This window comes from Westiellopsis prolifica IICB1 (assembly GCF_004323185.1).
GTDB lineage: Bacteria > Cyanobacteriota > Cyanobacteriia > Cyanobacteriales > Nostocaceae > Pelatocladus > Pelatocladus prolificus_A.
On the sequence record NZ_NAPS01000002.1, the window covers coordinates 825,207 to 837,691 of the forward strand.

14 protein-coding genes and 1 pseudogene are annotated in these 12,485 nt (G+C 39.0%); 9 read left to right on the forward strand and 6 right to left on the reverse strand.

The features are described from left to right. Positions 1-141: 141 nt before the first annotated feature. Both B4U84_RS31665 and B4U84_RS17830 read left to right on the forward strand, forming a co-directional pair. Complete coding sequence (locus tag B4U84_RS31665) at positions 142-333, forward strand: DNA sulfur modification protein DndB (RefSeq protein WP_242677660.1); 192 nt, start codon at positions 142-144, stop codon at positions 331-333. Positions 334-360: 27 nt separating this feature from the next. Further along, positions 361-1,326, forward strand: a pseudogene (locus B4U84_RS17830) (DNA sulfur modification protein DndB); the annotation flags it as partial. A gap of 26 nt (positions 1,327-1,352) precedes the next feature. Here B4U84_RS17830 and B4U84_RS17835 read toward each other — a convergent pair. Beyond that, a complete protein-coding gene (locus tag B4U84_RS17835) occupies positions 1,353-1,826 on the reverse strand; it encodes a DNA phosphorothioation-associated protein 4 (RefSeq protein WP_017310458.1) in 474 nt (157 codons plus the stop codon). Between the two features lie 457 nt (positions 1,827-2,283). On the opposite strand from B4U84_RS17835, the gene B4U84_RS17840 reads away from it, so the two are divergent. The 7 genes from B4U84_RS17840 (at position 2,284) to B4U84_RS17870 (ending at position 8,886) form a co-directional block, all read left to right on the forward strand. Continuing rightward, complete coding sequence (locus tag B4U84_RS17840; RefSeq protein WP_017310459.1) at positions 2,284-3,264, forward strand: metallophosphoesterase; 981 nt, start codon at positions 2,284-2,286, stop codon at positions 3,262-3,264. Positions 3,265-3,549: 285 nt separating this feature from the next. Further along, positions 3,550-3,885, forward strand: a complete 336-nt coding sequence (locus tag B4U84_RS17845) for a DUF4870 domain-containing protein (protein WP_017310460.1) — start codon at positions 3,550-3,552, stop codon at positions 3,883-3,885. A 245-nt stretch (positions 3,886-4,130) separates the two neighbouring features. Further along, positions 4,131-4,553, forward strand: a complete 423-nt coding sequence (locus B4U84_RS17850; RefSeq protein WP_131119849.1) for a KTSC domain-containing protein — start codon at positions 4,131-4,133, stop codon at positions 4,551-4,553. A 717-nt stretch (positions 4,554-5,270) separates the two neighbouring features. Beyond that, a complete protein-coding gene (locus B4U84_RS17855) occupies positions 5,271-5,627 on the forward strand; it encodes a hypothetical protein (RefSeq protein WP_044449307.1) in 357 nt (118 codons plus the stop codon). A gap of 118 nt (positions 5,628-5,745) precedes the next feature. After that, complete coding sequence (locus B4U84_RS17860; RefSeq protein ID WP_131121001.1) at positions 5,746-7,125, forward strand: UDP-N-acetylmuramoyl-tripeptide--D-alanyl-D-alanine ligase; 1,380 nt, start codon at positions 5,746-5,748, stop codon at positions 7,123-7,125. 347 nt (positions 7,126-7,472) lie between these two features. Beyond that, positions 7,473-8,102 (forward strand): HMA2 domain-containing protein, encoded by a 630-nt coding sequence (locus tag B4U84_RS17865; protein ID WP_017310465.1) that lies wholly within the window; start codon positions 7,473-7,475, stop codon positions 8,100-8,102. A gap of 199 nt (positions 8,103-8,301) precedes the next feature. Beyond that, on the forward strand, positions 8,302-8,886 hold the full coding sequence (locus B4U84_RS17870; protein WP_044449310.1) for a GNAT family N-acetyltransferase: 585 nt from the start codon (positions 8,302-8,304) through the stop codon (positions 8,884-8,886). A 107-nt stretch (positions 8,887-8,993) separates the two neighbouring features. Here B4U84_RS17870 and prfA read toward each other — a convergent pair whose 3' ends face one another. The 5 genes from prfA to truA form a co-directional block, all read right to left on the reverse strand. After that, positions 8,994-10,094, reverse strand: a complete 1,101-nt coding sequence (gene prfA / locus B4U84_RS17875) for a peptide chain release factor 1 (protein ID WP_017310468.1) — start codon at positions 10,092-10,094, stop codon at positions 8,994-8,996. A 102-nt stretch (positions 10,095-10,196) separates the two neighbouring features. Beyond that, complete coding sequence (rpmE, locus tag B4U84_RS17880; protein ID WP_016859422.1) at positions 10,197-10,439, reverse strand: 50S ribosomal protein L31; 243 nt, start codon at positions 10,437-10,439, stop codon at positions 10,197-10,199. 173 nt (positions 10,440-10,612) lie between these two features. After that, on the reverse strand, positions 10,613-11,029 hold the full coding sequence (rpsI, locus tag B4U84_RS17885) for a 30S ribosomal protein S9 (protein WP_017310469.1): 417 nt from the start codon (positions 11,027-11,029) through the stop codon (positions 10,613-10,615). After that, a complete protein-coding gene (gene rplM, locus B4U84_RS17890; RefSeq protein WP_017310470.1) occupies positions 11,029-11,484 on the reverse strand; it encodes a 50S ribosomal protein L13 in 456 nt (151 codons plus the stop codon). Before rplM ends, rpsI begins: the two co-directional genes overlap by 1 nt. A 134-nt stretch (positions 11,485-11,618) precedes the next feature. Continuing rightward, positions 11,619-12,446: a tRNA pseudouridine(38-40) synthase TruA gene (gene truA, locus B4U84_RS17895; RefSeq protein ID WP_044449313.1), complete on the reverse strand. Its 828-nt coding sequence runs from the start codon at positions 12,444-12,446 to the stop codon at positions 11,619-11,621. Positions 12,447-12,485 lie beyond the last annotated feature (39 nt).

The window sequence follows — 12,485 nt, forward strand, 5'->3', positions numbered from 1 at the left end:
TCTTTTAAAAGTCATGTTCTAAAAGTTCCAGGATGTACTTTTACATTGCTTTTTTGCTTCTTATGTCATTTTTGATAGCCGAAAATTTTATATTAGTTATAATAAGCATGAAACAATTTATACTAAGATCCAATTATTTATATGGACGAAACGAACAATATTGTTACGAACAATGTCTCACATGATGTCAAAGCTAAACTCAATGCATTGCTTGAGCCATTCTTTTCAGAACATTATCGGGAACCTTGCTATCCTGGGCTAATTTTTCAGCAAGGGAAACGAAAAATGCTACAAATTAATGTACCAGCCAAGGATTTACCTACTCTTCTCTAAGCTAAACCCTCCACTAACAATGATCCTGAATCAGGAAAAAATCGTCCAGAGGTTAAAGGTCATGCTGATGAAATAAAAGATTATGTTATTGATCGAGCTAAAGCAGATAAACCCTGGGTTCTAGGGACAATTACAGCAAATGTTGATGAGGAGTATATTAAAATACACGATTTGGGTAGGGGAATTTGTATAGTTGTTATCCCTAATGGAGTTAAATTAGATATCACCGATGGTCAGCATCGTAAAAGTGCAATTCACCAATTGATATTCAGTGATGAAAGCCACTTAATTAGTCATGACGATTTTGCAATTACGTTGATTTTAGAGGGAGATAAGCGTCAGTGCCAAACGGACTTTCGAGATATGGCTCAAACGAAACAATTGGATAAATCTTTATTGTTGTCGTTTGGTGAGTTTGAAGGTAGAGTTGGAATCACTAAAAACTTGATAGAACAAGTGCGAATGTTCCAAGGAAAAGTAGAGAAAATCAAAAAATCTCCAGCTACTAAACAAAAGTTGATTTACACAACTAACTACCTAGCTCGTTTCGTAAGTTGTGTTTTTGCTGACAATCCAAATGATGAATTACAGGGTTGTGATGTTGAACAATTATCAGAATCTCTAGTTGATTGCTTAAATAACTTTTTCTCAGAATGCAAAGATACAAAGGATATTTTTGAGACTAATTTTGAAAGACTTACAATCAACCAAATAACTGCTTTTAAAGAATATTCTTTATTAGGAGTAAGTGTTGGTCTCGAAGTTCTGGGAAGATTACTACACTGGACATATAACGTTGATAGAAATTATTTTGATTTACAACAAGTTTCATTACTTGCACAAATAGACTGGTCGCGGAATAACAGTCTTTGGGAAAACAATGTAGTTAGAAAAGCTGTAAATTCCGATGGTATAGCCTATAAAGTTTCTACCAGCCCTACTGCTGTGATGGATGCAGTTAGAATGGTAAAAGCCAAATTGGGATGGACATAAATATTTGTTGTTTAGCAGAAATTAAATTAAGAGAGGAATTTACTTAAATCGAATTCCTCTTCTTGCTTATCTTTATTAGTTCTTATATGAGTCAGAATTAACAAAATTCGTTCTGTATAGTCTACTGCTCCTCGCAATTCACCTTGCAAAATTTCTAATCCGCCATTAGCATACTCTTCAAAAATATGGTTGCGGTTAGTTTCATATTCTTCTTCGCCTAATGAGAGGATTTTGATATCTTGAGTTTCGGTAATTCCCAGTAGTTTGATCACCCAATCATTACCCACAGATGCAAAGTATTCTAGCCTGATTGGTGATGGTTCTCTTTTAGAAATTTCTCCTAAAGGGACTCGCTTTTTATGCTTTGCACCTAAAGCAGCAGCAAACACTATTACATCAGCAAAGGTTTGAAAAGGCCCAGTTCCACCATCAGCTGATGTTAAAGCCTTGACCAACTCAGCTTTGTCTTTTGCAACTCTAATTCTACCTGTTTCCGCCATTGTTCTCAAGTATACATTGTTGCAATTTTAACCGAAGCTTAAAGCTATGTCTAACGACAAACTGTAAAGTATTTGCTGAGTTTGCTCTGTCTGCGTTCTCTGGGCTAATCATCACTACGAACACATACTATATTGATGCGATCGCACATGGTTTCACCAATGACAACTCTCACCAGTAATTTTAGTGTCCCAACCTACTTATCTAATTTTATATTTTCACTTTTTAATTTGCTCTTAATTTGTGGTTAACACCGTCCTCGTAGAATCTTACTCAACAAAGTATCAAACCTTTTTTCAAAATATCGATTTTTAAATTAGGGTGTTAATTTCAGTAAAATTCATCACTAATTGTCTATCTATTTATTACTTCTCTGTTAAACACCTTATTTGTAGCGTTACTCAACTTAATAACGCAATTTTTGACTGACAATATTTTATCAAAAAAGGTCGCACAAAGATGCAAATCAAAAAACTATTTAAACTATTAATTCCATTCTGTTTATTTATTGTATCTGCAACCTTTGTTGCTTCTACTATTGCACAAGCATCATTTGATCCTAGTGAACCAAAACGTTTTGAAATTGCTCTCATTGGTGATTTACCCTATGATGCCGAGCAAGAAGCAAAGTATCAAGATTTAATTCAAGATATTAACAAATCTCGAAGCCGTTTTGTAATTCACGATGGAGATTTTAAAAGTGGCTCAAGTCTTTGTTCTGATGAGCTTTTCCAACAAAGATTCCAACTATTCCAGCAATTTAAACATCCTCTGATTTACATATTTGGTGATAATGAATGGACAGATTGTCATCGTCCTGCTGCTGGTGGATATGATTCAATTGAACGCTTGACAAAATTACGCGAACTTTTTACACAAGGAAATCAAAGTCTGGGACAAAGAACAATTACCCTTACTCGTCAAAGCGATAATCCTAAGTATACCAAGTTTCGTGAAAATGTCCGTTGGACACTAGGCAATGTTTTGTTTGTTGGTATCCACGTTGTTGGTAGTAATAATAACTTGGGGCGCAATGCAGAAAATGATGCAGAATACGCTGAACGTAATAGTGCTAATCTCGCTTGGTTAAAAGAAGCATTTGCACTAGCTAAAACAAGTAATAACCTTGGTTTGGTGCTTGTGATCCATGCTAATCCAAACTTTGATCTACCACCAACAGATGCACAACGAACTGGTTTCAATGATTTTATCAATGTATTGCAAACAGAGTTGCAAGAGTATAGTCAGCCAGTCATACTTGTTCATGGAGATAGCCATTATTTCCGAATTGACAAACCTCTCAATACCTCAAATGGGAAGTCGATTACAAACTTCACTCGCGTTGAAACATTTGGTTCTCCCAACGTACATTGGTTAAGAGTCACTGTTGAACCACGCAATTCAAATTTATTTGAGGTAACTCAAGAAATTCTGCCATAACATTAACATTTTCTTGCCAACAACACCTCGCTTCTCTATCACCTTGGCTTGCTTTACTAAAATTAAAGTAGCCAAGGTGGTTTTTTAGTTATTTTCGTTATTTGGCAATTGCGATCGCACTTCCTTTTCTTTGTGCGTCTATGTGGTTCGTTCCTCTCAATAATTGCGATCGCAGATTTTGTAACTTTATTTTAAGATGAGGTAAAAACCTATTTTGGCAGAATAATAACGATACCAACTAGAATCGAAGAGTAATCAGAACTACGCCTACTCAGAGGCTGTATTATGGAAGACTTAGACCAACGCAAACTTTTGTCAGCACTGAGTCATGGAGCAATATTTTTTAGCTCTTTGATTGTATCTATCGGTATACCCATTGCAATCTTGTATATCAGCAATGATCCTATAGTTAAGGAAAATGCGAAAGAATCCCTAAATTTTCACATCAACCTTTATATTTATGCGGTCATTTTTGGATTGTTGTCGATCATTCTCATTGGTATTCCATTCTTAATTGGTCTATTGATTATTAGTTTTATCATGCCAATTATTGCTGTTGTTCGAGTTCTCAGTGAACCCAATATACCTTACCGCTACCCATTTATCTTTCGTTTAATTTAAAAAAGTAGTGTTTTATACAGATAATAATTAAACACTTATACTATCCGCCTGTGTCGGTAATTGTCCCCCTTGTCTTCCTTGTCCCCCTTGTCCCCGCGTCTGTTCCATCTGTCCATCTCTACAATTTTTTAGCAAGACTTGACTAGTGATGATTTGTATAGTATTTTTGTACTATACAAATTGAGTCCTGCATAAAAATCTACCAGAAATAGAAACTGTTGTGCCAATAGGAGAGGAAATTATAGATGAAGCTATCGAAACTTGATTTAAGCAATGTAGTAGCGATCGCTCACTCTCAAGGACATTTACAGTTATTACTCGATCTCGGTCATGAGCTAGAGTTTATAGAAATTCCTGCACCCGTTGAAGCTTTTGAAGGACTGCAACATTTAAACGATATTGTTGCAGAAGCTAAAGATTTACCTTCATATGAAGAATCAATCCCAATGTTACCAATTAATTCATCAATGGCGACTGCTGTCGGCTATAACGACGACAAAAATATTTTACAGATTGAGTTTCACAACGGTGCAGTCTATCAATATTCAGATATAGACCAAGATACTTGGCAAGATTTACACCAAGCTGATTCTATTGGTTCATTTTTCAATGAAAATGTCAGAGGTAAATATCAGTATGAGCGTGTAAATGATGATTTTTGCTGCTAATTACCTCGTTTAAACGTTCCTGGTGCTTCTGGCTAATTGCTAATAGCGAATTGCTATTGGTAATTAGCCTTTACTTTTTTTGTCAGACTCATACCATTTTACGTTAATCGCGATACACATAAATTTTGTACCAGACACGATATATCGCGTCTGGTACGGATCTGTATTTGTATCAGGTTTTTTGTGAAATGGTATAAACCCTTTGCTAATACCACAAGTCGTCTTTATACGACTTCATAAAATCAAACAATCTGCTTAAAGCAGATTTTCACTATAAGACTGCGATTTCAATCGCAGGCGTTTTGTAAAGAGAATCATTATTTGCGATCGCGTAGCGGTGCTTTGCAGCATCGCTTTCCCGTTTGTTGTGAATGGGTTCTCGTTAATAAGCAACGTTGAAGCAAATTGAACAAACGCTTTAATGTTCTCTATGGATCAAGGAAGGTTAATAAGCAACGTTGAAGCGGATTGAACAAACGCTTTAATGTTCTCTATGGATGAAGGAAGGTTAATAAGCAACGTTAATCTCAGTGTTCATAAATGATTGAGGAACGCTGTAGTACTAATCCCACCTAAAAAACTACATTCTCTTCACAAGTTCCTCATATTATTTCTCTAAATTTAGAATTGAAGCCTATTTATCTCCGATCTCTGGTATCGCTATATCACCAATAAATTTAATAAACAGGATAATTACAAGCTGAGGGTTAAGAAATCATGTCTAAAACTATTTTTAATTTAACATTGCCAGTCGTAGTAAGCTGCATAGAGGATGTTCTCGAAACTTATCCTCATCATCCTTATCAGCAAGCTTTCTCAATTCCTGATTTCCGTCAAGAACTAATTGCTCATGTCCTTAGTCAAGTATCAAATTGCTATGTGGTTGGGGAAGAAAGTCAACAATCATATGGAAATTTCCAATCTTTGATTTGTGCGATCAAAGACAAGTATTGCATCGAAGATTTAATCCGTCGCGGGATTGATAACATTATGTACAAACGGGAAAAACAGTTAAGTCTGCAAATTCCAGAGGAAGTTGATTCTGGTTTAGCCCCTTCTCATTGGTTTGGTTAAGTTGAAACACCCAGATCAGAGGAATTTTTATCCAAAAATTTTACCCACTTTGACCAAGGTAGTAGTAAACTACTAACCATTTACGACCAAAATTTTGGAAACCGAAAAACCTCTGACTATGGCTTGTTTTGCCAGTTTAAATCAACTAATTGATGTTCTTGCTGCCAAAGGAACTAATTTATCAGATGCAGCTTTAGCAAAATTTAGTCACGGAATACAAACAGATAGCCGTATCCTCAAACCGGGTGAAGTTTTTTTAGCTTTACGCGGTGAAAAGTTTGATGGACACGAGTTTATACCAATGGCGATCGCCAAAGGTGCATTAGCAGCAATTGTTGATTTTGAATACAAAAACTCAGAATTTCCTATATTACAGGTTAAAGATACTCTCCAGGCTTATCAAAAAATTGCCAGATGGTGGCGCGATCGCTTTGATATTCCGGTAATTGGGGTGACAGGTTCTGTAGGTAAAACTACTACCAAAGAATTAATCGCTGCGGTTTTGGCTACTCAAGGAAAGGTTCACAAAACTTATGCTAATTTCAACAACGAAATTGGTGTGCCGAAAACTCTATTAGAGTTAACTACAGAACATGATTTCGCCGTTGTGGAAATGGCAATGCGGGGTAAAGGACAAATTGCGGAACTAACGCAAATCGCACGTCCCACAATTGGTGTGATTACCAACGTTGGGACAGCACATATAGAATTACTCGGTTCGGAAGCGGCGATCGCAACAGCCAAGTGTGAGTTATTGGCAGAAATGCCCAAGGATAGTGTAGCAATTCTCAACTATGACAATCCCTTGTTAATTGAAACAGCAGCAAAAGTTTGGCAAGGCAAAATCATCACTTTTGGCTTTACTGGCGGAGATATTCAAGGTGAGTTGATTGATCACGAAACTTTGAAAGTCGCAAATATGCAATTACCTCTACCAATGCCCGGTCGGCACATCGCCGCTAACTACATGGCAGCTTTGGCAGTGGCGCAAGTGCTGGGTATTGATTGGTCATGCCTGCAATCTGGTGTGACAGTAGATATGCCAAGTGGGCGATCGCAACGGTTTGCATTACCCAATGATGTGGTAATCTTAGATGAGACTTATAATGCTGCACCAGAAGCTATGGTAGCAGCGTTAAATTTATTAGCACAAACACCGGGTAAACGACGCATTGCTGTACTGGGTGCAATGAAAGAATTGGGAGAGCGATCGCGCCAATTGCATCAAAGAGTCGGTGAAACTGTAGAAAAATTGAATTTAGATGCTTTGTTGGTTTTAGTAGATGGACAAGACGCCGAAACTATAGTTAAGAGTGCTGAGGGTGTCCCTTGTGAGTGTTTTACAACTCATGCAGATTTGGCAGCGAGATTAAAGACTTTAATGAAGGAAGGCGATCGTATTCTTTTTAAAGCAGCACATTCCGTAGGATTGGATCGGGTTGTTAGTCAATTGCGCGCGGAATTTTCCAATTCTTATACCGTTTCACAAAAATCCTGATACATTTTGGATTTTTATAGGGGCGTACACCTATACGCCCTTATCGATGTATTTTGAGCATATTTAAAGACTGCTAAGAGACTTTCTTAGTGAGAATAATTTACTATATCTGAAGTTAGATGGTATTTTTTGGAAAAAAATCTATCATTAGTATTTGCATAATAATATTCTAAAACATTTTAAATAATAAATATTGCTTAGATTTGAGCAAGAATGAAGCTTATCAGTCTAAATTCACGAACATAAAATATAAAACTAAATCACAAAAATTAAATATTACAAGTCAATTTAGCATGATAAAAACAGAAACTTTTAATTCTATTTTTGATAAAAATTAAACCTGTAATATGACTGAGAAAAAACGGTATAATCCTCACAAAAGTCCTCTTCCCAATCCATCTAAAGGTTCTCGGCAGAAAAACTCTACTTTACCTAAGGATGCAACGCCAAGGGAAAATATATCCTATAGAGTTGCCCATGTAATTCCTGGACGTATCCGTTTTCATATTCCTCGGCTTGGTAAAGATGCTGAGTATGCTGAAAAACTCAAGTCGGTGATCCAATCGACTCCCAATATTAGTGATGTTCGTATTAACCCAGCTGCTGCATCGATTGTGATCAAATATCAACCAAGCACAATTTCAGATCAAGAAATGCGATCGCATCTGGTGAATCTCATCCAGACTGCCCCAAATCTAGTTGTACCACAGCAAGGAACAGCACAAACATTTGTAGGGGCTATTTTTGACGCTCTTGTCAATTTAATTGACAGTATACGTAATATTAATAAGGCACGTAGCGCCGTTGTACATCAGCCTCCCAAGACGAACGCTGTAGAGCGAATGCTTTCAGGTGCGAAAAAGATGATAAATTGGCTAAAATCAGCGATAATATTTACTCTGCCTAAGCGATCGCCTGTTGCAAATTCTACCTTTTTTCCAGAAAATAGAGCGATTGCTAAGAGGGCAATAGGCTGATAAAAATAAATAATAGCGATCACTTTTTACCCAATAACCACGGTAAAAATCAGCAATAACAGTTAATATTTTATATATTTAACAGCATCTGTGGATAAATTTTTAAGTCAATTTTGTGTAAAATTTAACAACAAAATATAGTTAAGAGTTATGAATAGTAAGTAATATTCTCAACTCTTAACTATTAATTCCTAATTTTATGAGCAGCATCTATCCACTTTTAGAAACCCAACGTTTAATCCTTCGAGATTTTGTAGAATCAGATTGGCAAGCAGTACATGCATATGCTTGTGATCTAGAAGTTGTTAGATATTTGCCCTTCGGCCCCAATAGCGAAGAAGATACTAAAAACTATTTGCATACAGAGATTAAGAGCCGACGGAAGAAAATACGTGAGCATTTTACATTTGCGATCGCACTCAAAGCAGATAAACAAGTAATAGGTTCGTGTCGGATTTCTATCACTGATCGCAATAAGCAAGAAGGTTCGATTGGATACTGCTTGGGTAGGGAGTTTTGGGGACAAGGGTATGCAACAGAAGTGGCACGGAAGTTATTAGAGTTTGGTTTCAAGCAGTTAAGTTTACACCGGGTTTTTGCTTTGTGTCATCCCAAAAATAAAGCTTCGATGCGAGTGTTGATTAAAATTGGGATGCGACAGGAGGGTTATTTGCGAGAGTATGAATGGAGCAGAGGAGAATGGCAAGACAGATTACTATTTGCGATGTTGGATCGGGAAATGATGCAGATGCAATTGCTTGGTATTGAGACTGAAAAAGTGTAGAGCGATCGCACTATTACGGATTTATACAAAAATTTTAAATGATAAAACCGCCTATGTGTCACAAAGAACAACACAATAAGCGGTTTTCTATATACTATTTAGCAGCTTTAATTCATTGCTCCAGAAGCAGCAAGTTCAGCCAAGCGTTCTTGCTGGTCTTGAGAGATACAAGACTGAATCAGTGATTCTATATCACCTTCGAGAACTGGGTTGAGGGAGAAGTTTTGACCAAGACGATGGTCAGTAACTCGGTTATCTTTATAATTGTAAGTGCGGATTTTTTCGGAACGTGACCCTGTACCTACTTGCGATCGCCGCATGGAAGTTACTGCTTCTTGTTGTTCGCGTAACTTCATTTCATACAACTTGGCTCGCAAAATCTGCATAGCCCGTTCTTTGTTTTGTAACTGGCTGCGTTCTTCGGTACAGAAAATCCGAATCCCCGTTGGTTTGTGCATCAAGTCAACAGCAGTTTCTACTTTGTTGACGTTTTGTCCACCAGCACCACCGGATCGCGCTGTAGTCATTTCAATATCTTTGGGATCAATGTGGATTTCCACATCATCGACTTCTGGCATGATCGCCACAGTGGCTGTAGAAGTGTGAACTCTTCCTCCCGCCTCGGTGACTGGTACACGCTGAACGCGATGGACTCCCGCTTCAAATTTTAATTTGCTATAAACGCTATCTCCCTGAATTTCTAGGATTGCTTCTTTAAAGCCACCCATTTCTGCTAGGGATTCACTGACTAGCTTGACTCGCCAACTCTGAGTTCCAGCATAGCGTTCGTACATCCGTACTAAATCAGCAGCCCAGATACTAGCTTCTTCACCTCCAGTCCCGGCACGAATTTCCAACATGATGTTTTTATCATCGTTGGGGTCACGGGGTAGCAATAATATCTTCAGGCGGTTTTCTAAGTATTCTATTTTCTCTTCTAATTCTTGAACTTCCAGGGCTGCCATTTCTTGCAGTTCGGCATCTCCCTGAGATTCTTTCAGTATTTGCCGCGCCCCGATGAGTTCTTCTTGGGCTGTTTTCCAAGTTTCATAAGTATTAACTACCTCTTCTAACCCTGAACGCGCCTTTGCCACTTTCTGATATTCATCAGGGTTTTTGGCGGTATCGGGGTCAGCAAGACGACGGGTTAATTCATTAAAAGTTTGTTCAACAGATCTAAGTTTCTCCAGTAAATATTGTTCAGCCATGATGAGTGCGATCGCTCCTTAAAATAACAAATTGGCCTGAGCATTTATGACAAGCGACCCAGCAGATGCAGGGTCGTCATTACCAGCAACAGAGCCAAATCGCTACTTTTTCTTTTTGCCACCAGAAGCTTGATCGCCGCCTCTCATGCCATACTTCCGCATAAAGCGTTCAACACGACCTTCAGTGTCAATAATCTTTTGAGTGCCGGTGTAAAAGGGGTGGTTCCCAGACCAAACGTCTACGTGCAGTTCCGGCTTGGTGGAGCCGACAGTCATTACAACTTGACCGTTGCAGTAAACTTTAGCCTCTGGATACCACTCAGGATGAATACCAGATTTAGCCATTGTTCCTTATGTGGTGAATATACTAAAATTATAGCTTTGCTGTTCGATTAGAACTAGGGATCAGGGATCGGGGAAAGGGGAAAGGGAGAGGGGGGAGTGTGGGAAGTGTGGGGAGAATAACCAATGCCCAATGCCCCATGCCCAATGACCAATGCCCAATGCCCCATGCCCAATTATCGCTTCGAGTACTGCGGTGCTTTGCGAGCTTTGTGCAAACCGTATTTTTTCCGTTCTTTGGCACGGGGATCGCGGGTGAGATAGCCTTCACCTTTTAGAGGTGAGCGGTTATCGGGGTCGAGTTGGCATAAAGCACGAGCCACTCCCAAACGTATCGAATTGGCTTGTCCAGTCAAGCCACCGCCTTCGGCTTTCACCAAAATATCATATTCGTTTTCCAATCCAAGAGTTTCTAGAGGCGCTTTGATGCCTCCGAGATAATTAGGATTGAATTGGAAATATAAATCTCCAGGTTTACCATTGACGGTCAATTGTCCAGTACCTGGAACTAGGCGTACTCGTGCGACTGCGGACTTACGTCGGCCAGTACCCCAGTACATAGCGCGACCGCTAGTGTTTTCTGTTGCTTGCATTAGTCTTGTGCTCCTGGAATAGTATTAATTTTTAGCTCTTTGGGTTTTTGAGCATCATGGGGATGAGTCGGTCCAGCGTACACTTTTAACTTGGTGAATAACTGTCGTCCCAAGCTATTTTTTGGTAGCATTCCTTTGACAGCCTGTTCAATAATCCGTTCTGGGATACGTCCTTGAAGTTTGGCAAAAGTTTCTGTCTTCATCCCACCAGGACGACCGGAGTGACGACGGTAAAGTTTTTGGGTACGCTTTTTACCAGTTACAGCTATTTTTTCGGCATTGACTACAATCACGAAGTCGCCTGTATCCAGGTGGGGGGTGAATTCAGGTTTGTTTTTGCCTCGCAGAACCATAGCTATTTCGCTAGCTAGGCGACCAAGACGTTTGTTGGTGGCGTCTACGACGTACCAATCACGCGTTATAGAATCAGTAGGAGGAAGATATGTTTTGTTCATTGTTAATTGTTAATTGTTGTTTGTTATTTGTCCTTTGTCATTAGTAATTTGTCCTTTGTTTTTTGTTTAATACTAATAACAAATGACACTTGACCAATGACCATTGTACAGACGCGATGTTCCTCGCGTCTCTACTAATGACTAATGACAAATAGAGGCTGAGTGTCAAACCAGACTTCTTTTAAAAAGGGAAAATCTGGATAACCAACTCGTAATAAACATAAGCCATGGGCAGGTGCAGCATATTTCACTTCTTCCCGACGTTCATTTTTCCAGAGGTCAGTGAATTCAGCAAGCGATCGCTCTCCATTACCTACCTGCACCAACATTCCTACTAATAGTCGCACCATGCCATACAAAAATCCATTTGCTTGGATTTCAATATGAATAAACGCCCCATTTCGATAACATTCTACTGCTTGCACTTCGACCCAAGAATGCTTACGTGCTGAGTTGCTGCGGTGAAACGCTGCTAAGTGATGGTTTCCGAGTAAGGGTTTCAATGCAGCCTGAATTAAAATTTCATCCAGGGGTGCATGGTAGTAATGCCAACAGAAGTACTTTACAAACAGGTTAGGCTGTTTTCCAGTGTATATGGTGTAGCGATAACGCCGATACGCTGCACTAAAGCGAGCGTGCCAAGTTTGGCTGACACCTGCCGAAGCTAAAATTAATATGTCTTTGGGCAGGTAACTATTTAGCACCGTTGCCCATTTGTGAGCTGGAATTTTACCAGTCGCATCAAAATGAGCTACTTGAGCGGCGGCGTGAACCCCACTATCAGTACGTCCCGCACCGTGTAGTGTCACAGAATGACCTAGTAAATTCGCTAAGACTTTCTCTATTTCTTCCTGTACGCTACGGTGTTCTGGTTGCCTTTGCCAGCCATGAAAATGAGTGCCCAGGTATTGAATTACCAGGGCGACTCGCTGTTTTAGTGGAGGCTGGTGGCTTTCTAACATAGGATTTTGTCATTTGTCTTTTGTCATTTGTCACTTGTC

Excerpts from the sequence above, each read along its gene's own strand:
- prfA (WP_017310468.1), bottom strand. The coding sequence starts at position 10,094 with ATGGCTGAACAATATTTACTGGAGAAACTTAGATCTGTTGAACAAACT.
- B4U84_RS17840 (WP_017310459.1), top strand. The coding sequence starts at position 2,284 with ATGCAAATCAAAAAACTATTTAAACTATTAATTCCATTCTGTTTATTT.
- rpmE (WP_016859422.1), bottom strand. The coding sequence starts at position 10,439 with ATGGCTAAATCTGGTATTCATCCTGAGTGGTATCCAGAGGCTAAAGTT.
- B4U84_RS17855 (WP_044449307.1), top strand. The coding sequence starts at position 5,271 with ATGTCTAAAACTATTTTTAATTTAACATTGCCAGTCGTAGTAAGCTGC.
- B4U84_RS17835 (WP_017310458.1), bottom strand. The coding sequence starts at position 1,826 with ATGGCGGAAACAGGTAGAATTAGAGTTGCAAAAGACAAAGCTGAGTTG.
- rplM (WP_017310470.1), bottom strand. The coding sequence starts at position 11,484 with ATGAACAAAACATATCTTCCTCCTACTGATTCTATAACGCGTGATTGG.
- truA (WP_044449313.1), bottom strand. The coding sequence starts at position 12,446 with ATGTTAGAAAGCCACCAGCCTCCACTAAAACAGCGAGTCGCCCTGGTA.
- B4U84_RS31665 (WP_242677660.1), top strand. The coding sequence starts at position 142 with ATGGACGAAACGAACAATATTGTTACGAACAATGTCTCACATGATGTC.
- rpsI (WP_017310469.1), bottom strand. The coding sequence starts at position 11,029 with ATGCAAGCAACAGAAAACACTAGCGGTCGCGCTATGTACTGGGGTACT.
- B4U84_RS17850 (WP_131119849.1), top strand. The coding sequence starts at position 4,131 with ATGAAGCTATCGAAACTTGATTTAAGCAATGTAGTAGCGATCGCTCAC.
- B4U84_RS17865 (WP_017310465.1), top strand. The coding sequence starts at position 7,473 with ATGACTGAGAAAAAACGGTATAATCCTCACAAAAGTCCTCTTCCCAAT.
- B4U84_RS17870 (WP_044449310.1), top strand. The coding sequence starts at position 8,302 with ATGAGCAGCATCTATCCACTTTTAGAAACCCAACGTTTAATCCTTCGA.
- B4U84_RS17860 (WP_131121001.1), top strand. The coding sequence starts at position 5,746 with ATGGCTTGTTTTGCCAGTTTAAATCAACTAATTGATGTTCTTGCTGCC.
- B4U84_RS17845 (WP_017310460.1), top strand. The coding sequence starts at position 3,550 with ATGGAAGACTTAGACCAACGCAAACTTTTGTCAGCACTGAGTCATGGA.